The following is a 24123-nucleotide window of genomic DNA, read 5'->3' as shown; positions in this document are numbered from 1 at the left end:
CCTCGCCGAGCGCTCCTCAGCGGTCAGGTCAGCGGTAGTGCTCGGGGAGCCGCTGGCCGATCTTGACCTGGGGCTTGGGCAGCCGCATGAACTTCATCTGCAGTGCCCGGGTGATCGCGTAGTAGGTCAGCCCCTTGGTCGAGCTGTCCGGGAACCGGCGGGCCACCTCGCGACGCACGCGGAACCGCAGCACGATCATGTCGAGGACGACCAGCAGCACGGTGACCAGCAGAACCGTGTTGCCGATCGCGGCCAGCTGGCGGTTGCCGGAGTAGCCCAGCACCATCGTCACCAGCAGTAGCGGGATGACCAGCTCGATCAGCGAGAAGCGGCTGTCGACGAAGTCACGGATGAAGCGGCGCTCGGGTCCCCGGTCGCGGGCGGGGTAGTAGCGCTCGTCGCCGGCCTTCATCGCTTGGCGCACCGACCGGCTGGACTCGGCGCGCGCGGCGCGCTGGGCGGCGGCCTGCTCCTTGCGGGTGCGGGGCGTCTTCGCGCGGGCCCGGGCGGCGGCCTCCGCCTCCCGCCGGGTGGGCGTCGGCCGGCCCTTGCCCCCGACCTTGGTGACGGCGGGCTCGGGGGCGGTGGTCTCGGACTTGGTACGACGGAACAACGGCCGGCCTAACAGGAATGGGAGCGGTGGTCTGGTCGGTGACCAGACTACCGGCGCGGTCGCGGGTCCTTGCCCCGAAGCTTGGCATTGAGCCTAGGCTGGGGCACCGACCGGCGTACGCCGACGACTGACTGGAGAGGGATCCGTCCTCATGGGTATGTGGCAGCGCATCAGCCTGATCTTCCGCTCGAAGGCCAACAAGGCCCTCGACCGTGCCGAGGACCCGCGCGAGACCCTCGACTACAGCTACCAGCGCCAGCTGGAGCTGCTCTCCAAGGTGCGTCGCGGCGTCGCCGACGTGGCGACCAGTCGCAAGCGCGTGGAGCTGCAGATCAACCAGCTCGAGCAGCAGTCCGGCAAGCTCCAGGACCAGGCCCAGAAGGCGATCGCGATGGACCGCGAGGACCTGGCCCGCGAGGCGCTGACCCGCAAGTCGGGGCTCACCACCCAGATCAACGACCTCAAGGCGCAGCACGCTCAGCTCCAGGGCGAGGAGGAGAAGCTCACCCTGGCCCAGCAGCGGCTGCAGGCCAAGGTCGAGGCCTTCCGGACCCGCAAGGAGACGATCAAGGCGACCTACACCGCCGCCGAGGCCCAGACCCGGATCAACGAGGCGATGTCCGGCATCGGCGACGAGATGGGCGACGTCGGCGCGGCGATCCAGCGCGCCGAGGACAAGACCGCGCAGATGCAGGCGCGGGCCGGCGCGATCGACGAGCTGATCGCCTCCGGCGCCCTCGACGACGTCAGCGCCGTGAGCTCGGGCGACGACATCGCCCGCGAGCTGGACGCGCTGAGCTCGCAGGCCGACGTCGAGGCCGAGCTCGCCGCGCTCAAGGCCGGCTCGGCGCCGCAGGCGATCGAGCCCGCCGAGGACGGCGCGATCCTCCAAGCGGAGGGCGAGAAGGAGACCACCGAGGGGAACCAGGCCTGAGCCCTGGCCGTTGTCCTTGGTGAGACCGACTTGGTGACACCGGGAGAATGGACACATGGCACGCACGCGTTTCGTCGGCGACGCCGGGCTGACCGCCCGGATGACGCTGGTGATGTTCCTGCTCGGCGCCCTGTTCGTCGGGCTGATCGCGATCGTCGGGACGATCTTTGCGAGCTCCTTCGGCATGGGAGCCGGGGTGCTCATCGGCGTCGTCGGTCTCGTGATCGTCTGGTTCCAGTGGTACAAGTCCGACACCGTCGCGATGAAGGCGATGCGGGCCCGCGAGGTCAGCCGCGAGCAGGCCCCGGAACTGCACGACATGATCGAGCGGCTCTGCGCGCTCGCCGACATGCCCAAGCCTCGCGTCGGCGTCGCCGACACCGATCTGCCCAACGCGTTCGCCACCGGCCGGTCCCCGCAGCGCTCGGTCGTGGTGGTCACCACCGGCATCCTGCGCCGGCTCTCCGCCGAGGAGCTCGAGGGCGTGCTCGCCCACGAGCTCTCGCACGTCGCCCACCGCGACGTCCTGGTGATGACGGCCGCCTCGAGCGCCGGCATCGTCGCGGGCATGCTCACCCGCGGCTCGCAGTACGGCGCGTTCTTCGGTGGCGGCCGCCGCGACAACAACAGCGGCGGGCTCCCGGTGTGGCTGGTCGTGCTGGTGGTCAGCCTGGTGACGTACGCCGTCAGCTTCCTGCTACTCAAGCTGCTCTCGCGCTACCGCGAGCTGTCGGCGGACCGGGCCGGCGCCTACCTCACGATGAAGCCGCAGGCCCTGGCCTCCGCGCTGCAGAAGATCACCGGCGAGATCAACCAGATCCCGCAGCGCGACCTGCGCCAGGCCAGCGCGATGAACGCGTTCTTCTTCGCCCCCGCGATCCAGGGCGTCTCGCTGCGCACCCTGACCTCGACCCACCCGACCCTCGAGCAGCGGCTCGAGCAGCTCGCCAAGATCCAGGCCGAGCTCGGCCGCCCGGCGGCCTGACCGCATGGGTTTCTGGGACGTCATCGCCGGCCGCAGCCGGCCCAAGGCCGCGAACCTCGACTCGCTCTTCCTCGTGCCCAGCGCGGCGATCACCCTGCAGACGGCGATCGGGCTGACCCCCACCGGCGAGGGCTCGGTCTGCTACCGCGCCGCGACGGGAGCGGCCTTCCAGCAGACCCAGGACGACGTCGTCGCGCTCCTCGACGCCGACCCGGACGCCCCCGACGTGGCGGTCTCGCGCGACGAGTACGGCTTCACGTGGCTGGTCGCACACCGCGACCCCGCCGACATGGCGGGGCTCTGCACCGACCTGCACGCGGTCAACACGGCGTTGGAGGCGCAGGACTTCGGCTCCGGCCTGCTGTGCTCCCTGGTGCCGTTCGCGGACACCAGCGGCCGGCGGGTCGGGTTGGTCTACCTCTACAAGCAGGGCACCTTCTACGCGTTCGCGCCCGTGCCCGGCGGCGAGCGCCGGCGCGACAACCTCCTGGAGATCCAGGTGCGCGACACCCTCGCCGCCGAGCTGCCGATGGAGCGCGACCTGGGCCGCTGGCTCGCGGTCTGGGGCGCCCCCGGGCTGTAGCCGCCGCCGGTCGAGCTCGTCGAGGCACGGTCGCGGCACGGGCCTGGGTCGCGACCCGAACGCGGGGCAGTTCGGCCGGGATTGTGACCTGGTACGCCGGCGGCAGGATCGCGGCGCCGCGAGCTGCCCCGGGATCGGTCCGGCGGTGGTGGAGCAGCGAGCGTCGTCACCGGTGGTCGAGCTTGTCGAGACACTAGGTGCCCCGCGGGGGTCAGTCCTTGTGGGACTTGCCCGGCAGCGCGAGCATCCGCTCGAGGGCGAGCAGCGCCCAGGTCTCGGTCTCGGGGTCGACCTCGATCCGGTTGACGACGGTGCCGGCGACGAGGGACTCGAGCGCCCAGACGAGGTGCGGCAGGTCGATCCGGTTCATCGTCGAGCAGTAGCAGACGGTCTTGTCGAGGAACGAGATGTTCTTGTCCGGGTGGGCCGCCGAGAGCCGCTTGACGAGATTGAGCTCGGTGCCGATCGACCAGCTCGAGCCGGACGGGGCGGCCTCGATCGTCTTGATGATGAACTCGGTCGAGCCGACCAGGTCGGCCTTGAGGACGAGCTCGTGGGTGCACTCGGGGTGCACCAGGATCTGCACGCCGGGGATCGTGGCGCGCAGCTCGTCGACGACGTCGGGGGAGAACTTGCCGTGGACCGAGCAGTGCCCCCGCCACAGGATGACCTTCGCGGCGCGCAGCTGCTCCGGGGTGAGGCCGCCGCCCGGGCGGAACGGGTCCCACACCACGCAGTCGTCGACGCTCAGGCCCATCTTCAGCACAGCGGTGTTGCGGCCGAGGTGCTGGTCGGGGAGGAAGAGGATCTTGGCGTCGCCCTCGACGCCGCCCTTCTGCTCGAAGGCCCACTCGAGGGCCACCTCGGCGTTGCTCGAGGTGCAGACCAGGCCGCCGTTGCGGCCGCAGAACGCCTTGATGTCGGCGGAGGAGTTCATGTAGGTGACCGGCACGACGGAGTCGGCGACGCCGGCGGCGGCCAGGGCGTCCCACGCCATCTCGACCTGGGTCAGCCGCGCCATGTCGGCCATCGAGCACCCGGCCGCGAGGTCGGGCAGGATCACCTGCTGGCTCGGGCCGGTGAGGATGTCCGCGGACTCGGCCATGAAGTGCACGCCGCAGAAGACGATGTACTCGGCGTCGGGCCGGGCGGCGGCCTCGCGCGCGAGCTTGAAGGAGTCGCCGGTGACGTCGGCGAACTGGATGACCTCGTCGCGCTGGTAGTGGTGGCCGAGCACGAACACCCGGTCGCCGAGCGCCGCCTTGGCGGCGCGGGCACGTTCCACGAGCGCGGGATCGGACGCCGGGGGCAGGTCGCCGGGACACTCCACGCCACGCTCGCTGGTGAGGTCGGTGCCTCGGCCGAGCGGGAGGAGTGGGAGGTCGGCGATCGTCATGCTGGACATCCTATTCTCGCGGCGGTGGGCTCAGAGCAGCGCACCGTGATGGACGTACGGCGTGGGCGGCTTCATCCCGCGCAGCCCGAGGTAACCCTCCTGGTCCAGGCGCAGCCGCGCGGCCAGGCCGACGTCGAGGACCCACTGGTTGGCGCCGGTCACGTGGTGGATCGACGTCTCGTCCGGCCCGTCGGCGAGCACGGTCCAGAGCAGTCGGGTCGCGGTCCGCCGGTTGGACGCGGCGAGCAGGGCCAGGCGCCCACGCTCGTCGAGGTAGGCGTAGCCCGAGCCGGTGGAGGTGTCGGAGACCAGGAGCCGCCAGGTCGAGAGCATCAGCTCGTGGTCCGGTCCGTGGCCGGCGCCGCGGAGCCGCCGGTCGAGGGAGTCCATCAGCTCGATGTCGGAGGCGGAGCCCTCGCGGACCTTGTCGACCGCCGGGATCGCGGTGCGGTCGACGGTGCCGGTGAGGAACAGCTGTGGGTGCAGCTCGAAGCCCGCCTGGTAGTAGATCCGCACCGCACGCGAGTCGGCGGACGCCGAGAGCATGCCGCGCACGCAGCCGCGGCCGTGGTCGAGCGCCGCGGCGAGCAGCGGCTTGCCGATGCCCTGCCCCTGCCGGCGCGGGAGCACGGCGTACGTCGCCAGGCACCACAGCGACTCGCGCCGGAACGAGGTCGCGATCCCGACGATCCCGGTCGCGTCCTCGGCCACCCAGCAGCCGCGCGGGTCGGTGCCCACGAGGTGCCGGGTGCGCGCCATCCAGACCTTGCGGTGCGGATCGGTCCGCCGCTCCGGCTCCGGCCAGCTGTCGCGGCGGCTGCGCACGTCGAGCTCGTAGAACCCCTCGTCGCTGACCCGCTCCGCGGCGGGGACGTCGGCGGCGGTCATCGGCCGGATCCTGAGGTCGCCCACGGCCGCACCCTAGACGGGGCGTGCCGGACTCGTCCGTCAGGATGGCCGCATGCGCATCCTGGTCGCCCCCGACAAGTTCGCCGGAACGCTCACCGCCGTCGAGGCGGCCGACGCGATCGCGGCCGGCTGGCGCCGGCGGGCCCCGGGCGACGAGCTGGACCTCGCGCCGATGGCCGACGGCGGCCCGGGCTTCGTGGACGTGCTGCACGCGGCGCTCGGCGGCGAGCTGCTGGCGGTCACGGTCCGCGGCCCGCACGGCGAGCCCACGCCGGCCACCGTGCTGGTCGCCGCGGGCACGGCGTACGTCGAGGCGGCGCAGGCGTGCGGCGTGCACCTGACCGGGCGCGAGGGCGCGGAGTCGGCGACGACGTACGGCGTCGGGGAGCTGCTCCTCGCGGCCGCCGGGGCGGGCGCGGAGCGGGTGGTCGTCGGGCTCGGGGGGAGCGGCACCAACGACGGTGGCGCCGGCCTGCTGGCGGCGCTCGGCGCGACCGCGGACCGACCGCTCGACGAGGGGGCGGCGGGCCTGGCCGGCGTCACCCGGGTGGTGCTGCCGGCCTTCTCACTGCCCCTGGTCGCGGCGACCGACGTGGATAACCCGCTCACCGGGCTGTTCGGCGCCACCAAGGTCTACGGCCCGCAGAAGGGCGTGGCGGAGGAGCGGCTGCCGGTCGTCGACGGGTGGCTCGAGGAGCTCGCGGCCGCGACCGACCGGCGTCGGTCGCTGGACAAGGGCGCGGGAGCGGCCGGCGGGCTGGGCTTCGCACTGCTGCTCCTCGGCGGCACCCGGGAGCCCGGGATCGGGCTGGTCGCGGACGCCGTGCGGCTGGCCGAGCGGGCGCGTGCCGCGGACCTGGTGGTGACCGGCGAGGGGGCCTTCGACTTCTCCAGCCGGTCCGGCAAGGTGCCCTACGGCGTGGCCGAGATCGCCCAGGCGGCGCTGCGGCCGTGCGTGGCCTTGGCCGGGCAGGTGCTGGTCGGCTCCCGGGAGATGCGGGCGCTGGGCATCGAGTCGGCGTACTCCCTCGTGGAGCTGGTGGGGGAGGAGCGGGCCTTCGCCGATCCGGCGGGCGCCCTGGCCGACCTCGCCGAGCGGGTCGCGAGAACCTGGTCACGTCAGTGACCGGAATACTCACGTCGATGACCGGAATAACCGGGCGTGTGCGACCATTGAGGCGGTAACACACCTTCCACAGACCTTGGGAGAACCGCAGATGACCGAGCAGGTCGAGACCACCACCGAGCACCGCACGGACCAGATCAACCTGAGCCCCGTGGCGGCCACCAAGGTGAAGAGCCTTCTCGAGCAGGAGGGCCGCGACGACCTCGCGCTGCGCATCTCCGTGCAGCCGGGTGGCTGTTCGGGCCTGCGCTACCAGCTGTTCTTCGACGAGCGCAGCCTGGACGGCGACGTCGTCACCGACTTCGACGGCGTCTCCGTCGTCGTCGACCGGATGAGCGTCCCCTACCTCAACGGCGCGATGATCGACTTCGTCGACTCCATCGAGAAGCAGGGCTTCACCATCGACAACCCCAACGCCAGCGGCTCCTGCGCCTGCGGCGACAGCTTCCACTGACGAGCTGCAACCTGAACGACAGATCAGCCCCGGACCCATGGGTCCGGGGCTGATCTGTTGCTCGAGGTCGGGTCAGTCCCCGTCGAGCTGGAGGTTGAGGGCGCCGGCCAGGCGGGCGGCGGCCGCGGAGATCTCGATCTCGCGCTTGGGCAGCTCGCGGGGGTAGTCCTCGAAGTACAGCGACGGGGCCGGGCGGGCGACCGCGCGGACGGCCCGCTCCAGGTGGAGGTTCTCGCCCACCGCCCGGCAGTCGGCGCACATCTCCTCGGTCGTCGCGGGGTCGTCGTACGCGAGTCGGGGGCTGCGCGGCTGGTCGGTCATGGGATCGACGCTACGCGCTCCTGATGGGTAACGGCAGCGGTACCGATGGGTAGTGTTCGCGGCATGTCGCTGCTGATCGCCGGCTCCATCGCCACCGACCACCTGATGAGCTTCCAGGGCCGGTTCGCCGACTCGCTGGTCGTCGAGCAGCTGGACAAGCTCTCGGTGTCCTTCCTGGTCGAGGACCTCGAGATCCGGCGCGGCGGCGTGGCCGCCAACATGTGCTTCGGCCTCGGTCAGCTCGGCGTCCGGCCGGTGCTCGTCGGGGCGGCCGGCGAGGACTTCGCCGACTACCGCTCCTGGCTGGAGCGGCACGGCGTCGACTGTGGCCACGTGCGGATCTCCGAGACCCGGCACACGGCGCGGTTCGTCTGCACGACCGACCCGACCGGCGCCCAGATCGCCTCGTTCTACCCGGGAGCGATGAGCGAGGCCCGGCTGATCGAGCTGGGTCCGATCGTCACGCGGGTGGGGGAGCCCGACTACGTCCTCGTCGGCGCCGACGATCCCGACGGGATGCTGCGCCACACCGAGGAGTGCCGCCAGCGGGGCTATCCCTTCATCGCCGACCCGAGCCAGCAGCTGGCCTTCAGCGACGGGGTCCTCATCCGCAGCCTGATCGACGGCGCGGCGATCCTGTTCTCGAACGAGTACGAGTCCGCGATGATCGAGCAGAAGACCGGCTGGTCGGCCGACGAGATCCTCGCCCACGTCGGCCTCCAGGTCACCACGCTCGGCAAGAACGGCGTGCGCATCAGCCGGGCGGGCGAGGAGACCATCGAGCTGCCGGCCGCCCGCGACGTGGTCGCGGTCGAGCCGACCGGGGTCGGTGACGCCTTCCGCGCGGGCTTCCTCGCGGCGCTCGCCTGGGGGGTGGGTCTCGAGCGGTCCGCCCAGGTCGGGTGCGTGCTCGCGGCGTACGTCGTGGAGACGGTCGGCACCCAGGAGTACTCGTTCACGCCGAGCCAGTTCCTGGCCCGGGTCGAGCACTCCTACGGTGTGGCCGCGGCCGACGAGGTGGCCGCGCACCTCAAGGCTGTGGGCTGACCCGCCGCACCAGGTAGCGGGGGGTGCCGTCCGCGGCCGCCTCCTCGCCGACGTACTCCTGCTCGCGCATCCGGCACCACGCCGGGACGTCGGCGCGGGCGGCGACGTCGTCGGCGACGACCGCGACCAGGCCGCCCACGGGGACCTCCCCGATCCGCTTGCCGAGCTCGATGACCGGCAGCGGGCAGCGCATCCCGCGACAGTCGAGCTCGAGGTCGACCGGCGTGTTCACAGGCCGGCCTCGGCGCGGATGTCGCGGACCACCTGTGGCAGCACCTCGAGGAAGCCCTCGACGTCCTGCTCGGTGGTGTCCCGGGTCAGGGAGACCCGCAGGTTGCCGTGGGTGAGCACGCCCATCGCCTCGAGCACCCGGCTCGGGGTCAGGGTCGAGGAGGTGCACGCCGAGCCGCTGGCCGCGCCGTACCCCCGCCGGTCCAGCTCGGTGACCAGCGCCTCGCCGTCGACGTACAGGCAGGAGAAGGTGACCAGGTGGGGGAGCCGGTCGACCGGGTCGCCGACGACCTCGACGTCGGGGATCTTCGCCGCGGCGGCGCGGATCCGGTCGACCAGGTCGTGCTGGCGCGGGTTGACGGTGGCCCGCTCGGCGACGACCGCCCGGAGCGCCGCCGCGGCGGCGAGGGCGGCGGGCACGTTCTCGAACCCGTCGGCGCGCTCGTCGATCCGGTCGTCCCCGGGGAACGGGTTGAGCCATCGGGTGCCCTTGCGCACCAGCAGCACCCCGACCCCTGCCGGGCCGCCCCACTTGTGCGCGGACCCGGCCGCCACGTTCCAACCGTCCGGGAGTGGCAGCCGGCCCATGGACGCGCAGGCGTCGACGAAGACCGGTACGCCGTCGCGGGGCTCGAGCTCGCCGACCGGCTGGACCGTGCCGACCTCGTGGTTGGCGCTCTGCAGGGCGACGACCCCGACCCCGTCGGCCGCCGCGGCCTCGGCGAGGAGCCCGGGGTCGACCCGCCCGTCGGGCCGCGCGCCGACCTCGTGCCCGGTGCCACCCCACGCCACCGCCCGCAGCACCGCGGAGTGCTCGACGGCGGAGTAGGCGACGCCGTCGCCGCGGCGCGAGGCCCGCACCAGGCCCAGGAGCCCGCGGTGGACGGCGTCGGTGCCCGAGGACGTGAAGGTGACCTCGTCGGGGCGCACCCCGAGACACTCGGCGACCACGGCGCGGGCGTTGTCGAGCAGGAGGCGGGCGTCGCGGGCCGGGCCGTGCAGCCGGCGCGGGTCGGCGTACCCCCGCTCCAGCGCGGCGAGCAGGGTGTCCCGGGCCGCCGGGTGGAGCGGCTCGGAGGACGCCGAGTCGAGATAGGTCGGACGCCGCGGAGCGCCCGCCGGGTCTGCGCTGGTCACGTGCCCGAACCTATCCGTCCCGTCCGCGGCCGGCAGGCCGGGTACAAAGTCCCGGGACTCGGCGTGGCACCAGGGGGCCCCACCGGGTCTTAGGTCCCGGGATTCCGCTAGTGTTCGGCTTATCCGTGTTCGTTGAGAGAGAGGCTCAGGTGTTGAGTCTGCAACTCCCCAAGCGCGCCGCCGGCAGCCGCGGGACCGCCCGTCGGGTGGCCGCCCTGGCAGCGATCGGCGTGGGCGTCCTGGTCCTCGGTGGCTGCTCGTCCGAGACCCAGGGCGAGTGGAAGCGATTGGCGATGCCCGACCCGGCGTCGGAGCAGGGCGAGCAGGTGCTCAACCTGTGGCAGGGCGCCTGGATCGCGGCGCTCGTGACCGGTGTCATCGTGTGGGGCCTGATCTTCTACGCGATCTGGCGGTTCCGCCGGCGCAGCGAGGACGAGATCCCCGTCCAGACCCGCTACAACCTGCCGCTCGAGATCTTCTACACGATCGCGCCGATCATCATGGTGATCGTCTTCTTCGCGCACACGGTCAAGGTCCAGAACGCCATCCTCGACGACGACCTCCCGGTCGACAACACGATCGAGGTCGTCGGCCAGCAGTGGTCGTGGACCTTCAACTACGGCATCGGTGAGCAGGACGCGTCGGCCAACGACGACGCGACCGACGACGTCTTCGCGTACTCCTCCTACGTCCACGAGGCCGGCACCGGCTCCTACATCCCGACCCTGGTGCTGCCGGTGGGGGAGACCACCCGCTTCAACCTCCACTCCCCGGACGTGATCCACGACCTGAGCGTCCCGGCGTTCCTGCTGAAGATGGACGTGGTCCCGGGCCGGGTGAACCACTACGAGATCACCCCGACCCGGATCGGCGAGTACGCCGGCAAGTGCTTCGAGCTCTGCGGCGTCTACCACTCGCGGATGCTCTTCAACGTCAAGGTCGTCAGCGCCGACGACTACCAGACCTACCTCCAGCAGCTCCAGGACGCCGGTGCGACGTCGCAGGCGCCGCTGCTGGGCGGCGAGTACGCCAGCACGCAGGCCGGACTCGACTCCGGCGACCAGTCCGAGGAGGGCGCGGAGTGACCGCCACCGCTGCACCGTCGACCACCATCACGGCACGCCCGCCGCTGGGTCAGCAGCTCGCGCGCATCATGACGACGACCGATCACAAGGTGATCGGCAAGCTCTACCTGGGCACGTCGTTCGCCTGGTTCCTGATCGGCGGCCTGATGGCCATGCTGATCCGCTCGGAGCTGGCCTACCCGGGCATGCAGGTCGTGAACGACGAGGTCTACAACCAGCTGTTCACGATGCACGGCACGATCATGCTGCTGCTGTTCGCGACGCCGCTGTTCTTCGGCTTCGCCAACGTGATCATGCCGTTGCAGATCGGCTCGCCCGACGTCGCCTTCCCGCGCCTGAACATGCTCAGCTACTGGCTGTTCCTGTTCGGCGGCCTGATCGCCGCGTCCGGCTTCCTCACGCCCTCCGGCGCGGCCGACTTCGGCTGGTTCGCCTACACCCCGCTCTCCGACGCGGTGCGCTCGCCGGGCGTCGGCGGCGACCTGTGGATCATGGGCCTGTGGATGGCCGGCCTCGGCACCATCCTCGGCGCGGTCAACTTCATCACCACGATCATCTGCATGCGCGCGCCCGGCATGACGATGTTCCGGATGCCGATCTTCGTGTGGAACACGCTGGTCACCAGCCTGCTCGCACTGATCGTCTTCCCGGTCCTCGCCGGCGCGCTGCTCTCGCTCGAGGCCGACCGCCAGCTGGGCGCCCACGTCTTCGACACCTCGCACGGCGGCGCCATCTTGTGGCAGCACCTGTTCTGGTTCTTCGGCCACCCCGAGGTGTACATCATCGCGTTGCCGTTCTTCGGCATCGTGACCGAGATCCTCCCGGTGTTCAGCCGCAAGCCGATCTTCGGCTACATCGGCCTGGTCGGCGCGACCCTCGGCATCGCCGTCCTCTCGGTCGCCGTGTGGGCGCACCACATGTTCGTCACCGGCGCCGTGGACCTGCCGTTCTTCTCCGGCATGACCTTCCTGATCGCCGTACCGACCGGGGTGAAGTTCTTCAACTGGATCGGCACGATGTGGGGCGGGTCGTTGTCGTTCGACACCCCGATGCTGTGGTCGATCGGCTTCTTGACGACGTTCCTGTTCGGCGGCCTGACCGGCGTGATCCTGGCCAGCCCGCCGCTGGACTTCCACGTCTCCGACTCCTACTTCGTGGTCGCGCACTTCCACTACGTCGTCTTCGGCACCGTCGTGTTCGCGATGTTCGCCGGCTTCTACTACTGGTGGCCGAAGATGACCGGCCGGATGCTCGACGAGCGGCTCGGCCGGCTCCACTTCTGGCTGCTGTTCATCGGCTTCCACACCACGTTCCTGGTCCAGCACTGGCTCGGCGTCGAGGGCATGCCGCGGCGCTACGCCGACTACCTGCCGGGCGACGGCTTCACGACGCTCAACCAGGTGTCGACGATCGGCGCGTTCCTGCTCGGCGCCTCCACGCTGCCGTTCCTCTACAACGTCTACATCTCGCGTCGCTCGCCGCTGGTCACCACGGACGACCCGTGGGGCTGGGGCCGGTCGCTGGAGTGGGCCACGAGCTGCCCGCCGCCGCGCCACAACTTCGTGACCATCCCGCGGATCCGCTCGGAGTCGCCGGCGTTCGACCTGCACCACCCCGAGGTCGCGGCGATCGAGTTGGAGGACAACGAGGCCGCCCGGGTGGGCGCACCTGCCGACGCACCTGACATGGAGGGCCGCGAGGAGATGCTCCGCGACCGCAACACCGACCCGGAGGGCAACGCCTGATGAAGTCCGAGGCCTGGATCTTCGGGATCGTCACCATCTTCTTCGGGCTGATCAGCCCGGCGTACTGGTTCATGTCCTCGGACTGGACCGGCACGTCCGCGCTGACCATGACGGCGCTGCTGGCCGGCATGGTGACGCTCTACCTGGGCTTCCACGCGAAGAAGATGGACCCCCGCCCGGAGGACCGCAAGGACGGCGAGATCGCCGACGGCGCGGGCGAGCTGGGGTTCTTCCCGCCGTACTCCTGGTGGCCGCTGTGGTGCGCGCTGACCCTGGGGATCATCGTGTACGCCGTCGCGCTGGCCGCCTGGTGGCTGGTGATCATCGGCGTGGTGCTCGGCGCGGTGGCGCTCAGCGGCTGGATCTTCGAGTACTACCGCGGGGCGCACGCCCACTGACCGCTGCGCGCCGAATCGGTGCGGTGGGGACCGGCGGTTAGGCTGGTTGTCGGACCACACGCACGCTCGTCACGGGGAGTTCCAGCATGTCCCAGAGTCGTCCGCGCTCGGGCGCGGCCGCAGCCCTCGCGCTCACCGCTGCGCTGACGCTCTCGGCCTGCCGGTCCGACGACCTCCCCGGCGCCTCGGCGCTCGCGGGGGACGGCCCCAGCGCATCGGCGTCGGCCGAGGTGCCCGCTCTGCGGCTGGTGACGAGCGTCCAGAAGGGTGCCACCGATGTCGCGGTCGATCGAGAGCTCGCGGTCGAGGCCAGGGGCGGCTCGATCGACTCCGTGTCGGTGTCCTCGCCCGCTGGCAAGGTTCCCGGGCAGGTCCGGGCCGACGGCACCCGCTGGGTGGCGAGCGGGCGGCTCGAGCCGGGCACGTCGTACACCATGACGACGGTCGCCGCGAAGACCGACGGCACCCGGGTCAGTCGCACCACCAGGTTCCGCACCCAGGACCTCACGCTCGACGAGCAGACCTACCCCTCCGTGGCGCCGCTCGCCGGCGAGACGGTCGGTGTCGGCATGCCGGTGATCGTCAGCTTCGACCTCCCCGTCAGCGACAAGGCGTCGTTCGAGAAGCACATGCAGGTCACGTCCGCGCCCAGCCAGCCGGGTGCCTGGCACTGGATCAGCGACACCGAGGCTCACTGGCGACCCAAGGCGTACTGGAAGGCCGGCACCGACGTCCACGTCGACATCGACGTCAACAGCGTGTCTGCCGGACACGGGATCTACGGCCAGGAGAGTCGCGAGCTCGACTTCCACGTCGGGGACGCCCACATCTACCGGGTCGACGCGCAGACGCACCAGCTCAAGGTGTTCAGCAACGGCAAGCTCCTGCGCACGCTGCCGACCACCACCGGGAAGCCGGGCTTCACCACCCGCTCCGGGGTCAAGGTGATCATCGAGAAGTTCCCCGTCAAGCGGATGAACTCCGAGACCATCGGCATCCCCGCCGGCAGCTCCGAGGCCTACGACATCGACGATGTCCAGTGGGCGATGCGGGTGACCTACTCCGGGGAGTTCATCCACGCCGCACCCTGGTCGGTCGGCTCGCAGGGCTACGCCAACGTCTCGCACGGCTGCACCGGGCTGAGCACCGCCAACGCCGCCTGGCTCTACGCCATGTCGCGCCGTGGCGACGTCGTCGAGTACACCGGCACCGACAAGCCGATGACGCTGACCAACGGCTACGGCGACTGGAACGAGTCCTTCCAGCAGTACCGCCAGGGCTCCGCCCTCAGCTGACCCGGGGCGGCCGGGCGCGGTGCGGGCGCGGGCCGGGCGGGGGCGGTGAGCCGACGAGAACGAAGCAGCCCCGGTCCGGTCGTGGTGACCGTGGCCGGGGCTGCTCGTCTGCCAGGAGACAGCTCGCTAGTGGTGACGCAGGCCCTCGTCCTCGACCAGGTGGTGCCCGTCGAACTGGTGGCCGTCGGCCGCGTGGCCCTCCACCGACGCCTGGAGCTCGTGCTCGTGCTCGGCGTGGTGGTGGCCCTCCTCGAGCTCGGCCGGGGTCGGCTTCTGGACGCTGTCGGCGTACCAGAGCGTGCGCAGCCGGTGCCGTAGCGCGTGGATGCGACCACCGGTCGGCGCGGGGACGCCGTTGGCGTCCTCGGCGTGCCCGTGGTCCGCCACCACCGGGTCGCGGTCGCGGGAGGCGATCGCGTAGGCCCGGGTGTCCGGGAGCGGCAGGTGCCGCTCGGAGTAGCCACCCTCCGCGGAGCGCATGATGATGCCGGTCTCGTAGCCGTGCAGCAGCATCTCGTTGTCCTTGCGCTGCAGCGAGATGCACCAGCGCCGGGTCACCACGAACGCGATCACCGGTCCGACGAACACCGCGACCCGCAGGAAGTAGGTGATCTGGTTGATGCTCGCGTGGAACTTGATGGCGATGATGTCGTTGCCACCGGCGATCCAGAACAGGCCGTACATGGTCATCAGCGCGACCATCAGAGCGGTCCGGGTCGGGGCGTTGCGCGGGCGCTCCAGCAGGTGGTGGTCGCGCTTGTCGCCGGTGATCCAGGCGTCCAGGAACGGCAGCAGCAGCAGGATCGTGAACATCACCATCGGCAGCACCAGGATCGGCAGCATCACGTTCCAGCTGATCGTGATGCCCCAGAAGTGCGACTCGAGGCCCGGCATGATCCGCAGCGCGCCGTCCGGCCAGCCCATGTACCAGTCGGGCTGGGAGCCCGCGGTGACCTTGGACGGATCGTAGGGGCCGTACTTCCACACCGGGTTGATGGTCAGCAGCGCACCCAGCAGGGCGGTGACGCCGAAGACGATGAAGAAGAACCCGCCGGCCTTGGCGGCGTACACCGGGAGCATCGGGTAGCCCACGACGTTCTTCTCGGTGCGACCGGGACCGGGCCACTGGGTGTGCTTGTGGTAGACGAGCAGCAGCATGTGGGCCGCGATCAGGGCCAGCAGCAGGCCGGGGATGAGCAGCACGTGCACGATGTAGAGGCGCGGGATGATCGACTCACCGGGGAACTCGCCACCGAACATGAAGAACGACATGTAGGTGCCGACCACCGGGGTCGCCTTGACGAAGCCGTCGGCCGCGCGGATGCCGGTGCCGGAGAGCAGGTCGTCGGGGAGCGAGTAGCCGGTGAAGCCCTCGAGGGTGCCGAGGATCAGCAGCAGGCAGCCGATGACCCAGTTCAGCTCGCGCGGCTTGCGGAACGCGCCGGTGAAGAACACGCGGAGCAGGTGCACCATCATCGAGGCGACGAACAGCATCGCCGCCCAGTGGTGCATCTGGCGCATCAGGAGACCGCCGCGAACGTCGAAGGAGATCCGCAGGCTCGAGGCGTAGGCCTCGGACATGTGGATGCCGCGCAGCTGGTCGTAGGACCCGTTGTACTGGACCTCGCCCATGCTCGGGGTGAACCAGAGCGTCAGGAAGACGCCGGTGAGGAGCAGGACGACGAAGCTCCACAGCGCGATCTCGCCCAGCATGAACGACCAGTGGTCGGGGAAGACCTTGCGCAGGTTCTTCTTCATGGCGGTGGCGAGGCCGAGGCGCTCATCGGCCCACGAGGCGGCGGCGCCGGCCCGGTTCGGGCCCTTGGTCGTCGCCGCGGTGGTGGCGTTGCTCTTGGCGACCTTGCTGGTGTCCATGATCAGCCACGCTCCCAGAAGCTCGGTCCCACAGGTTCGGTGAAGCCGCTCTGCGCCACGAGGTAGCCCTCGTCGTCGACCATCAGCGGCAGCTGGGGCAGCGGCCGTGCGGCCGGGCCGAACACGACCTTGGCCGAGTCGGCCAGGTCGAAGGTCGACTGGTGGCAGGGGCAGAGCAGGTGGTGCGTGGTGCGCTCGTACAGCGAGATCGGGCAGCCCACGTGGGTGCAGATCTTCGAGTAGCAGACGATGCCGTCGACCGACCAGTTCTCCCGGCCGTCGCCAGGGGTGATCTCGTCGGGCTCCATCCGGACGACGACCACGGCGCCCTTGGACTTGTTGACCTGGAGCGCGAGGCCCTCGAGCGGCTCGCCGTCCTCGGGGCTCTTGAAGATGCCCTCGGGCTCGGCGTTGACCAGGTCGCCGATCTGGAGGTCGGCCGGACGGATCGGCGTGCCGACCACGTCGCGCACGACCCGCATGCCCTTCTCCCAGATCGTGTTCTCCAGGCCGGCGCCGGGGTAGGGCTGGGTGTTCTTGACGTGGTTGGGTGTCGGGCCGAGGTCGCGCAGCATCACGATCGCGGGCAGGCCGAGGAGACCCACGGCCCCGAGCAGCGAGTTGCGGACCATCGGGCGCCGGCCGATGCCGGACTCCTCCAGGCCGGTGCTGAGCGCGGCGAGCGTGGCCTCGCGGTCCTCGGCAGAGGACGCGGACGGGTGCCGGTCCTCGACGATCTCGTGGTCGGCCATCAGCTTGCGGGCCCACTGGATGACGCCGATGCCGATGAACAGCAGCGCGCCGGCCAGGGAGAGGCCCAGGAAGAGGTTCGAGGCGCCGAGGCCGCCGACCACGTCGGGGTCGTCGCCGATGTCGAACACGAAGTACGAGACCAGGAGCAGGATCGTGCAGATCGCCGAGAGCCCGAACAGGGTCGCGACCTGGCGCTCGGCGCGCTTCTCGGCCCGCGGGTCGACGTCGGTGGGCCGCCACTGGTGCGCGGGGAGGCCCGGGTCGGGGTAGAGGTCGTTGACGACCGTCTCGTCCGGGACGTTCACGAGCTCGTGGCCGGGCCCGCTGTCGAACCCCTTGTCGTGGCTCTCGCTCACGCCTCCACCTTCTTCTTCGTCGAGCGGGTCGTGTGCGCCGCGATCCAGACCGCCACGCCGACCAGGGAGCCGATGCCGAGCACCCAGGCGGCAGCACCCTCGGAGACCGGGCCGAGGCCGCCGAGCCCGAAGCCGCCGTACTGGGGCATGTCCTCGAGCGAGGCGAGGTACGCGATCACGTCGCGCTTCTCGTCGGGGGAGAGGTTGCCGTTCGAGAAGTTCGGCATGTTCTGCGGGCCGGTGAGCAGCGCCTCGTAGATGTAGCGGGGCTCGACGCCGCGGATCTTCGGAGCGAAGCCGCCGCGCGGCATGGCGCCACCGGAGCCCTCGAAGTTGTGGCACGCGGTGCAGTTGGTCAGGAAGATCTGGCCACCGTTGGTGATCGCCTGCTGGCGCTCCTCGTCGGAGAGGCCCTCGATGCTGTAGTCGCTCTCGTCGGGGATCGCCGGGCCGGGGCCGAGCGAGGCGACGTACGCCGCGAGCGCCGCGATCTCGTCGTCGTTGAACGTCTCCGGCTTGCGCGGCACCTGGGCGCCGGGCCGGGCCATCGGCATCCGGCCGGTGCCGACCTGGAAGTCGACCGCGGCGGCGCCGACACCGACCAGCGAGGGGCCGAGCTGGTTGCCGTTCTGGGTCCGGATGCCCTCACCGTTCTGGCCGTGGCAGAACGAGCAGCTGACCAGGAACAGCTCGCGTCCCTTGGCGATCTGCTCCTCGCTGGCGGCCGCCGAGCCGGCCTGGGCCGGGGAGAAGACGGTGTAGAGCCCACCGGTCATGAGCAGGCCGAGCAGCACGACGGCGAGGCCGGCGAGCGGTCCGCGGCGGTGCCGTGAGAGGCGACCGGCGGAGCGGTTCAGGAGGCGCACAATTCAGTCCTTGCGATTGGTCGGTCTGCGGGTCGGGACTACTGGACGAGATAGATGGTCGCGAACAGTCCGATCCACACCACGTCGACGAAGTGCCAGTAGTAGGAGACGACGATCGCGCTCACGGCCTGTTCGTGGGTGAACTTGCGCGCCACGTAGGTCCGGCCGAGGACGAAGAGGAAGGCGATCAGACCGCCGGTCACGTGCAGACCGTGGAAGCCGGTGGTCAGGTAGAACATGGTGCCGTAGGCCGAGTCCTGGATCGTGATGTTCTCGCGGATCAGCTCGGCGTACTCGGTGGCCTGCCCGCCGATGAAGATCGCGCCCATGATGTAGGTCAGCACGAACCACTCGCGCAGGCCCCACCCGGGGACGTTGAGGATCGAGCCGGTGCGACCGACCTGGCCGCGCTCGGCGGCGAAGACACCCAGCTGGCAGGTGAGCGAGGACAGCACCAGGATCGTGGTGTTCACCGAGGCGAACGGCACGTTGAGGTGCTGGGTGTTCTCGGCCCACAGGTCGGGGCTCACCGCGCGGATCGTGAAGTACGACGCGAACAGCGCCGCGAAGAACATCAGCTCGCTGGAGAGCCAGATGATCGTGCCCACGCTGACCATGCTCGGTCGGTCGTGGTGCCCGTGCAGACGGGATGCCGGAATCGCGGTTGCAGTCGCCACGGGCGTCATTATGTCGTGACTCGGGCAGGAGGGCACCCCGGGGGTGCCGTGTCGCATGGTCCTAGAGTTCGGACCGTGCTTCACGTCGCGGTCGGGACCCTCCTCGAGGCCACCGGCGACCTTCCCCGGTTCACTGCCGCAAGCCTCCTGACCGGGTGGTCGCTCGAACCAGTGTCCTTCGTCCTCACGATCTGGGTCTCGGGTCTCTATCTGTACGGGACCCTGGTCCTGCGCCGCCGCGGCGACCACTGGCCGATCGGCCGGACGCTGGCCTTCGTCGGGCTCGGCATGGGGTCGTTCGCGTTCGCCACCGCATCCGGCCTCGGGACCTACGACCTGACCCTGCTGAGCGTGCACATGGTCCAGCACATGGTGCTCTCGATGCTGGTGCCGATGGCGCTGGCGATGGGCGCCCCGGTCACGCTGGCGCTGCGCACCCTGCCGGCCCGCCCCCGGCGGTGGCTCCTCGCCGTGCTGCACTCGAGGGTCGCGAAGGTGCTCTCCTTTCCGCCCCTCACCTTCGCGCTGTACATCGTCTCGCCGTGGGCGCTCTACTTCACCGGCTGGTACTCCGCGAGCCTGCACTCGGCCTACGTGCACGAGATGATGCACGTCCACCTGGTGCTGGTCGGGGCGCTGTTCTTCTGGCCGATCCTCGGCATCGACCCGGTGCCCGGACGGGTCGCCTACCCGTTCCGGATGCTGCTGGTGGTGATGACGCTCCCGTTCCACGCCTTCCTCGGCGTCACGATCATGGGCCAGGAGGAGCTCCTCGGCGGATCGTGGTACCCCGACCTGCACCGGGGGCCGATGGGTGCCTGGCTGCCCGATCCGGCGGCGGACCAGCACCTGGCGGGCGGGATCCTGTGGGGCTCGGGCGACCTGGTCGCGCTCGCGCTGTTCGCCGCGCTGTTCACCCAGTGGGTGCGCTTCTCGCTGAAGGAGGCCAAGCGCGAGGACCGGCGCCTGGACCTGCTCGAGGCACGGGAGCGGGCCGCTTCGGGGGACGCCCAGTCGCCAGCGGACGCGCCCTAGTAACATCGCGGGCGTGACCGACTCGACCTCTCAGCGGACCGCCCTGCGGGTGCTGGTCTACAGCGACGACGTGAACACCCGGCAGCAGGTCATCGTGGCGCTGGGCCGCCGCCCGCACCCCGACCTGCCCGAGGTCGAGTACGTCGAGGTGGCGACCGAGCCGGTCGTGATCTCGAACCTCGACGCCGGTGGCATCGACCTGGCGATCCTCGACGGCGAAGCGGTGCCCGCCGGCGGCATGGGCATCGCCAAGCAGCTCAAGGACGAGATCTACCAGTGCCCGCCGATCGTGGTCCTGACCGGCCGGCCCCAGGACGCCTGGCTCGCGACCTGGTCGCGCGCCGAGGCCGCCGTACCCCACCCGCTGGACCCGATCCAGCTGGCCGAGACGGTGGTGTCGCTGCTCCGCTCGCACGTGCCCGCGAGCACGTGAGCACCTGGCCGGAGGTCCTCGGCGCGCTCGTCGCCGGCTCGGACCTCAGCGCCGATCAGACTGCGTGGGCGATGGGGGAGATCCTCTCGGGAGAGGCCACCGTCGCCCAGATCGCCGGCTTCGCCATCGCGTTGCGGGCCAAGGGTGAGACCGTCGAGGAGGTCAGTGGCCTCGTCGACACCATGTACGCCTTGGCCACCCCGATCTCGGTGCCCGGCCGCCTGCTCGACATCGTCGGCACCGGTGGCGACCGCTCGATGTCGGTGAACATCTCCACGATGTCCGCGATCGTCGCCGCGGGCGCCGGCGCGCGGGTCGTGAAGCACGGCAACCGCTCGGCCTCCTCCCAGTCGGGCTCGGCCGACGTGCTGGAGAGCCTCGGCATCCGCCTCGACCTGCCCGCCGCCCGGCTCGCCGAGATCGCCGCGGAGGTCGGGATCACCTTCTGCTTCGCCGCCGCGTTCCACCCGGCGATGCGGTACGCCGCGGTGCCCCGGCGCGAGCTCGGCGTCGGCACCACGTTCAACTTCCTCGGCCCGCTCACCAACCCGGCGCACGCGCACGCACAAGCGATCGGCTGCGCGGACCCACGGATGGCGCCGGTGATGGCGGGCGTCTTCGCCCGGCGCGGCGTCGACGCGTGGGTCTTCCGCGGTGACGACGGCCTCGACGAGCTGACGACCACCACCACGTCCCGCCTGTGGTGGGTGCACGGCGGCGAGGTCCGCGAGACCAGCGTCGACCCGGCGGACCTCGGCATCGCGCGGGCCGAGGCCGGTGCGCTGCGCGGCGGGGACGCCGCCCACAACGCCGAGGTGGTCCGGCGGCTGCTCGCCGGTGAGACCGGCGCGGTGCGTGACGCCGTCGTGCTCAACGCCGGCGCCGCCCTCGCGGTGTACGACGAGCCCGGCAGCGCCCCCGACCAGGCGCTGGTCGCGGGCGTCGAGCGGGCCCGCGAGTCGCTGGACAGCGGCGCCGCTGCGCGGGTGCTCGACCGCTGGGTCGCCGCGACCGCGCGCTGATCGGACGCGGGCAGGCCCGCCGCGGATCAGACGTCGAGGACGTACTCCTGGCCCTCGCGGCGGAACCCGACGTGGTCGTAGTAGGCGCCGATCATGTTGGGAGATGTCGTCACCCGGTGCACGCCGAGCGCGTTCAGCATCCCGCTGCGCCGCCACACGAACTCGCCCGGCGTGAAGTCGCGGTACCGCGGCGTGACGTAGTCGAGCAGGAGCCGCGCCGTCTCGCCGTCTCGACGCAGCACGACCACACCGACGGTCTCGTCGCCCTTCATCACGATGAAGGCGTGCTCGTGGCCGTCTCCGGGCTCGCACGTGAAGTCCGGCTGGTAGCGCAGGATGTCCTCACCGTGCAGGCGCAGGACGTGGCGCAGGTACTGGTCGTCGGGCTGGACCTCGAGCACGTCGAAGACCGCCTCGTCGTGGCGCTCGCCGAGCAGCCGCACGATGAACCAGACGTTGATCGCCGCGAGCACGACGTTCATGCCCACCATCGGCCAGACGCTGAGCATCGCGTTGAAGAAGATCAGCACGACACAGCCGATGGTGTTGATGGTGCGGAACCGCAGCACCCGCGCCTGCAGCAGCGAGTAGACGAGCAGTGCGCTGCCGCCCCAGCCGACGATGTCGAGCCAGTAGTCGCTGACCCAGTCCACGGCCGGAGTCAGTCCAGGCCGAGGGAGAACGCCGACTCGAGGTCGTGACGGGAGTAGGTGCGGAACGCGATGTGGGTCTCGGTCTCGGTCACGCCCGGCACCTTGTTGAGCCGGTCGGCCACGACCGCTGCGACGTCCTCGTGGTTGCGCACCCGGACCAGCGCGATGAGGTCGACCTGCCCGGTGACGGAGTAGACCTCGCTGACGCCGTCGAGGGCGGCGATCTCCTCGGCCACCTCGGGGATCCGGGCGACGTCGGCCTTCACGAAGACGATGGCGGTGATCACGCCCCGGACTGTACCGCCGTCAGCGCACCGGCTGATGCATGGTGGTGAGCACCCGCCGCTCGGCGAACGGCACCAGCGACAGCCGTGACTGGTTGGCCGAGTCGTGGATCGCGAGGTGGCGGGTCGCGCCGGCCACCGGGCAGCTCCACTCGCCGTCCACGTCGACGAGGCGGATCCCCGGGGACTCCAGCCACCGCAGGATCCTCTCGGTCTCCTCGGCGCTCGCCGCGGGCACCGGGCCCGGCGCCGCGGCGACCGTCTCGGCGGACAGGCGCAGGGTGGCGACGTACGCGTGCGCGTCGGCGCCGGCCGGGATCACCCCGGCCGCGGCCAGCCGGCCGTGGCGCACGACGTGCACCGCCCACCGGCCGCCCGGTCCGGTCGGGTCGTCCTCGCGGCGGGCGGCGACCACCTCGGGGCAGCGGGTGAGCGCGGAGAGTCGCTGGGTCCGCGCGGCGGCGCGGACGAAGGCGGCCAGCCTGTCGCGATGGACGCCGGCCTCCTCGAACCGTTCGTCGGCGGCCAGCGCCCCCATCTTGGCGTTGATCGTCTCGACGACCTCGTCGGGGCGGCGCAGCAGCGTGTCGCGCAGCTGGTGGACGACGGCGGCGTACGTCGCGTGGTCGACGCTGCCGTCGCACGGGGCCAGGCAGCGGCCCATCTCGGCCAGCACGCACGGCGCGCGTCCGGCGGCGGCCGGGTCGCCGGGCAGCCGGTCGGTGCACTGCCGGACGGGGAACGTCTCGTGCAGCGCGGCCAGGCACTTCTCGGCCGTCTTCTTCGACGAGAACGGACCGAGGTAGTCGGCGTCGTCGTCGAGCACCCGGCGCACCAGCGAGAGCCGCGGCCAGGGCTCCCGGGTGAGCTTGATGAAGTGGACCTTCGAGGGGTTGCGCGAGCGCCGGTTGTACTTCGGCTTGTGCTCGGCGATCAGCCGAAGCTCGCGGACCTCGGCCTCGAGCGCGGTGGCGCACTCGATGGCGTCGACCACGGTGGCGATGCCGACCATCTCGCCCATCCGGGACCGGGTCTCGGAGGCGGTGAAGTAGGACCGGACGCGGGTGCGCAGGTCGCGGGAGGTGCCGACGTAGAGCACCTGGGCCTGCTCGTCGCGGAACAGGTACACACCCGGGGCGTGGGGGAGACCCTCGGCCAGGTGCCGCTTGCGCCGCTGGGCGGAGCTGACCCGGGAGGAGAAGGTCTGGAGCTCCTCGAGCGTGTGCACGCCGACGCCGCCGAGCCGCTCCATCAGCCCGTGCAGCACGTCGACGGTCGCCCGGGCGTCGGACAGCGCGCGGTGGTTGGGCGTGGTCGTGGAGCCGAACGCCTTCGCCAGGGAGGACAGCTTGCAGTTGGGGGCGTCGTCGCGGCTGACCACCCGCCGCGCGAGGCGGGCGGTGTCGACCACCTCGAAGCCGGGCCACGGCCGGCCCTGCTGCTCGGCGAAGTAGCGCAGGAAGCCGACGTCGAAGGGCGCGTTGTGGGCGACCAGGACGCTGCCGGCGGCGAACTCCAGGAACGCCGGGAGGGCGGCCTCGACCGGGGGCGCGTCGGCGACCATCGAGTTGCTGATGCCGGTGAGGACGGCGATGAACGCCGGGATCTCGGTGCGCGGGTTGACCAGCGTCTGGAACTCGCCGAGGACCTCGCCGCCGCGCACCTTGACGGCGCCGATCTCGGTGATCATCGCGCCGCCCTCGGCCGAGCCACCGGTGGTCTCCAGGTCGACCACGCAGAAGGTGATGTCGCGCAGCGGGCGGCCGAGCTCGTCGAAGCTGCGCTGCGACTCCCAGCGGGAGCCGGCCTCTCCGACACGGCTGCTCATGCACGTGACGCTAGATCGGGGCACCGACAATCCCGGGGAGACGCGCGGGGTGCGGGGCATAGGCTGTGCTCCCGAGCGGTAC

Annotated in this window: 26 protein-coding genes; 13 read left to right on the top strand and 13 right to left on the bottom strand. The window is 71.1% G+C overall.

Features of this window, described 5'->3' with window-relative positions; translation table 11 throughout:
• Positions 1–28 precede the first annotated feature (28 nt).
• Positions 29–613 carry a DUF3043 domain-containing protein gene (locus tag NOCA_RS17455; protein WP_011756589.1) on the bottom strand — a complete coding sequence of 195 codons (585 nt, stop codon included), beginning with the start codon at positions 611–613 and terminating at the stop codon, positions 29–31.
• Between the two features lie 151 nt (positions 614–764).
• Between NOCA_RS17455 and NOCA_RS17450 the strand changes: the two genes are divergently transcribed.
• Genes NOCA_RS17450 through pspAB form a run of 3 tightly spaced genes read left to right on the top strand, consistent with a single transcriptional unit; the run spans position 765 to position 3115 of the window.
• Complete coding sequence (locus NOCA_RS17450; protein ID WP_011756588.1) at positions 765–1547, top strand: PspA/IM30 family protein; 783 nt, start codon at positions 765–767, stop codon at positions 1545–1547.
• 55 nt (positions 1548–1602) lie between these two features.
• Complete coding sequence (htpX, locus tag NOCA_RS17445; RefSeq protein WP_011756587.1) at positions 1603–2532, top strand: zinc metalloprotease HtpX; 930 nt, start codon at positions 1603–1605, stop codon at positions 2530–2532.
• Positions 2533–2536: 4 nt separating this feature from the next.
• Positions 2537–3115 (top strand): PspA-associated protein PspAB, encoded by a 579-nt coding sequence (gene pspAB, locus NOCA_RS17440; protein ID WP_011756586.1) that lies wholly within the window; start codon positions 2537–2539, stop codon positions 3113–3115.
• A gap of 211 nt (positions 3116–3326) precedes the next feature.
• Here pspAB and nadA read toward each other — a convergent pair whose 3' ends face one another.
• Positions 3327–4511 (bottom strand): quinolinate synthase NadA, encoded by a 1185-nt coding sequence (gene nadA, locus NOCA_RS17435; protein WP_011756585.1) that lies wholly within the window; start codon positions 4509–4511, stop codon positions 3327–3329.
• Between the two features lie 30 nt (positions 4512–4541).
• On the bottom strand, positions 4542–5423 hold the full coding sequence (locus tag NOCA_RS17430) for a GNAT family N-acetyltransferase (protein ID WP_011756584.1): 882 nt from the start codon (positions 5421–5423) through the stop codon (positions 4542–4544).
• A 49-nt stretch (positions 5424–5472) separates the two neighbouring features.
• Between NOCA_RS17430 and NOCA_RS17425 the strand changes: the two genes are divergently transcribed.
• Positions 5473–6546: a glycerate kinase family protein gene (locus NOCA_RS17425; RefSeq protein WP_011756583.1), complete on the top strand. Its 1074-nt coding sequence runs from the start codon at positions 5473–5475 to the stop codon at positions 6544–6546.
• 91 nt (positions 6547–6637) lie between these two features.
• Positions 6638–7000: an iron-sulfur cluster insertion protein ErpA gene (gene erpA, locus NOCA_RS17420; RefSeq protein ID WP_011756582.1), complete on the top strand. Its 363-nt coding sequence runs from the start codon at positions 6638–6640 to the stop codon at positions 6998–7000.
• Positions 7001–7072: 72 nt separating this feature from the next.
• On the opposite strand, the gene NOCA_RS17415 is transcribed toward erpA, so the two are convergent.
• A complete protein-coding gene (locus tag NOCA_RS17415) occupies positions 7073–7321 on the bottom strand; it encodes a hypothetical protein (protein WP_011756581.1) in 249 nt (82 codons plus the stop codon).
• 63 nt (positions 7322–7384) lie between these two features.
• Here NOCA_RS17415 and NOCA_RS17410 point away from each other — a divergent pair, with 63 nt between their 5' ends.
• Positions 7385–8368 carry a carbohydrate kinase family protein gene (locus NOCA_RS17410; protein ID WP_011756580.1) on the top strand — a complete coding sequence of 328 codons (984 nt, stop codon included), beginning with the start codon at positions 7385–7387 and terminating at the stop codon, positions 8366–8368.
• Here the strand turns inward: NOCA_RS17410 and NOCA_RS28015 are convergent.
• Positions 8352–8600, bottom strand: a complete 249-nt coding sequence (locus tag NOCA_RS28015; protein ID WP_011756579.1) for a sulfurtransferase TusA family protein — start codon at positions 8598–8600, stop codon at positions 8352–8354. The genes NOCA_RS17410 and NOCA_RS28015 overlap by 17 nt on opposite strands.
• A complete protein-coding gene (locus NOCA_RS17400; protein ID WP_011756578.1) occupies positions 8597–9736 on the bottom strand; it encodes a cysteine desulfurase family protein in 1140 nt (379 codons plus the stop codon). Before NOCA_RS17400 ends, NOCA_RS28015 begins: the two co-directional genes overlap by 4 nt.
• A 149-nt stretch (positions 9737–9885) precedes the next feature.
• Between NOCA_RS17400 and ctaC the strand changes: the two genes are divergently transcribed.
• From ctaC to NOCA_RS17380, 4 genes are all read left to right on the top strand, one after another.
• Positions 9886–10821, top strand: coding sequence for an aa3-type cytochrome oxidase subunit II (ctaC, locus tag NOCA_RS17395; RefSeq protein ID WP_443189689.1), 936 nt, complete (start codon positions 9886–9888; stop codon positions 10819–10821).
• On the top strand, positions 10818–12566 hold the full coding sequence (ctaD, locus tag NOCA_RS17390) for an aa3-type cytochrome oxidase subunit I (protein ID WP_011756576.1): 1749 nt from the start codon (positions 10818–10820) through the stop codon (positions 12564–12566). Before ctaC ends, ctaD begins: the two co-directional genes overlap by 4 nt.
• A complete protein-coding gene (locus NOCA_RS17385) occupies positions 12566–12964 on the top strand; it encodes a cytochrome c oxidase subunit 4 (RefSeq protein WP_011756575.1) in 399 nt (132 codons plus the stop codon). The genes ctaD and NOCA_RS17385 overlap by 1 nt, the downstream gene beginning before the upstream one ends.
• 86 nt (positions 12965–13050) lie before the next feature.
• Positions 13051–14259, top strand: coding sequence for a L,D-transpeptidase (locus NOCA_RS17380; RefSeq protein WP_011756574.1), 1209 nt, complete (start codon positions 13051–13053; stop codon positions 14257–14259).
• A 126-nt stretch (positions 14260–14385) separates the two neighbouring features.
• Here the strand turns inward: NOCA_RS17380 and qcrB are convergent, their stop codons facing one another.
• The 4 genes from qcrB to ctaE are packed head-to-tail and all read right to left on the bottom strand — an operon-like array spanning position 14386 to position 18795.
• On the bottom strand, positions 14386–16134 hold the full coding sequence (gene qcrB / locus NOCA_RS17375; protein ID WP_011756573.1) for a cytochrome bc1 complex cytochrome b subunit: 1749 nt from the start codon (positions 16132–16134) through the stop codon (positions 14386–14388).
• 2 nt (positions 16135–16136) lie between these two features.
• The gene (gene qcrA, locus NOCA_RS17370; protein ID WP_011756572.1) at positions 16137–17243 is read right to left on the bottom strand and encodes a cytochrome bc1 complex Rieske iron-sulfur subunit; all 1107 of its coding nucleotides are present in this window, start codon (positions 17241–17243) and stop codon (positions 16137–16139) included.
• Positions 17240–18109 (bottom strand): cytochrome bc1 complex diheme cytochrome c subunit, encoded by an 870-nt coding sequence (gene qcrC, locus NOCA_RS17365; RefSeq protein WP_011756571.1) that lies wholly within the window; start codon positions 18107–18109, stop codon positions 17240–17242. Before qcrC ends, qcrA begins: the two co-directional genes overlap by 4 nt.
• 38 nt (positions 18110–18147) lie before the next feature.
• Positions 18148–18795, bottom strand: a complete 648-nt coding sequence (gene ctaE / locus NOCA_RS17360) for an aa3-type cytochrome oxidase subunit III (RefSeq protein WP_011756570.1) — start codon at positions 18793–18795, stop codon at positions 18148–18150.
• 66 nt (positions 18796–18861) lie between these two features.
• Between ctaE and NOCA_RS17355 the strand changes: the two genes are divergently transcribed.
• The 3 genes from NOCA_RS17355 to trpD are packed head-to-tail and all read left to right on the top strand — an operon-like array spanning position 18862 to position 21276.
• Positions 18862–19821 (top strand): cytochrome c oxidase assembly protein, encoded by a 960-nt coding sequence (locus tag NOCA_RS17355; RefSeq protein ID WP_049774390.1) that lies wholly within the window; start codon positions 18862–18864, stop codon positions 19819–19821.
• A gap of 13 nt (positions 19822–19834) precedes the next feature.
• A complete protein-coding gene (locus tag NOCA_RS17350; RefSeq protein ID WP_011756568.1) occupies positions 19835–20254 on the top strand; it encodes an Rv3143 family two-component system response regulator in 420 nt (139 codons plus the stop codon).
• Positions 20251–21276, top strand: a complete 1026-nt coding sequence (gene trpD, locus NOCA_RS17345; protein ID WP_011756567.1) for an anthranilate phosphoribosyltransferase — start codon at positions 20251–20253, stop codon at positions 21274–21276. Before NOCA_RS17350 ends, trpD begins: the two co-directional genes overlap by 4 nt.
• Positions 21277–21302: 26 nt before the next feature.
• Here the strand turns inward: trpD and NOCA_RS17340 are convergent, their stop codons facing one another.
• The 3 genes from NOCA_RS17340 to NOCA_RS17330 are packed head-to-tail and all read right to left on the bottom strand — an operon-like array spanning position 21303 to position 24041.
• Positions 21303–21929, bottom strand: coding sequence for a hypothetical protein (locus NOCA_RS17340; protein WP_011756566.1), 627 nt, complete (start codon positions 21927–21929; stop codon positions 21303–21305).
• A gap of 8 nt (positions 21930–21937) precedes the next feature.
• Entirely contained in the window at positions 21938–22216 is a 279-nt protein-coding gene (locus tag NOCA_RS17335; protein WP_011756565.1) for an Lrp/AsnC family transcriptional regulator, read from the bottom strand.
• Positions 22217–22235: 19 nt separating this feature from the next.
• Positions 22236–24041 carry a DEDD exonuclease domain-containing protein gene (locus NOCA_RS17330; protein WP_011756564.1) on the bottom strand — a complete coding sequence of 602 codons (1806 nt, stop codon included), beginning with the start codon at positions 24039–24041 and terminating at the stop codon, positions 22236–22238.
• Positions 24042–24123 lie beyond the last annotated feature (82 nt).

The organism is Nocardioides sp. JS614 (assembly GCF_000015265.1).
Classification (GTDB): domain Bacteria; phylum Actinomycetota; class Actinomycetes; order Propionibacteriales; family Nocardioidaceae; genus Nocardioides.
This window is presented reverse-complemented; position numbering and strand designations above follow the sequence as displayed.

Coding starts and splice junctions, on each gene's coding strand:
- NOCA_RS17450 (WP_011756588.1), top strand. CDS start 765: ATGGGTATGTGGCAGCGCATCAGCCTGATCTTCCGCTCGAAGGCCAAC.
- htpX (WP_011756587.1), top strand. CDS start 1,603: ATGGCACGCACGCGTTTCGTCGGCGACGCCGGGCTGACCGCCCGGATG.
- pspAB (WP_011756586.1), top strand. CDS start 2,537: ATGGGTTTCTGGGACGTCATCGCCGGCCGCAGCCGGCCCAAGGCCGCG.
- nadA (WP_011756585.1), bottom strand. CDS start 4,511: ATGACGATCGCCGACCTCCCACTCCTCCCGCTCGGCCGAGGCACCGAC.
- NOCA_RS17425 (WP_011756583.1), top strand. CDS start 5,473: ATGCGCATCCTGGTCGCCCCCGACAAGTTCGCCGGAACGCTCACCGCC.
- erpA (WP_011756582.1), top strand. CDS start 6,638: ATGACCGAGCAGGTCGAGACCACCACCGAGCACCGCACGGACCAGATC.
- NOCA_RS17415 (WP_011756581.1), bottom strand. CDS start 7,321: ATGACCGACCAGCCGCGCAGCCCCCGACTCGCGTACGACGACCCCGCG.
- NOCA_RS17410 (WP_011756580.1), top strand. CDS start 7,385: ATGTCGCTGCTGATCGCCGGCTCCATCGCCACCGACCACCTGATGAGC.
- NOCA_RS17385 (WP_011756575.1), top strand. CDS start 12,566: ATGAAGTCCGAGGCCTGGATCTTCGGGATCGTCACCATCTTCTTCGGG.
- NOCA_RS17380 (WP_011756574.1), top strand. CDS start 13,051: ATGTCCCAGAGTCGTCCGCGCTCGGGCGCGGCCGCAGCCCTCGCGCTC.
- qcrB (WP_011756573.1), bottom strand. CDS start 16,134: ATGGACACCAGCAAGGTCGCCAAGAGCAACGCCACCACCGCGGCGACG.
- ctaE (WP_011756570.1), bottom strand. CDS start 18,795: ATGACGCCCGTGGCGACTGCAACCGCGATTCCGGCATCCCGTCTGCAC.
- NOCA_RS17330 (WP_011756564.1), bottom strand. CDS start 24,041: ATGAGCAGCCGTGTCGGAGAGGCCGGCTCCCGCTGGGAGTCGCAGCGC.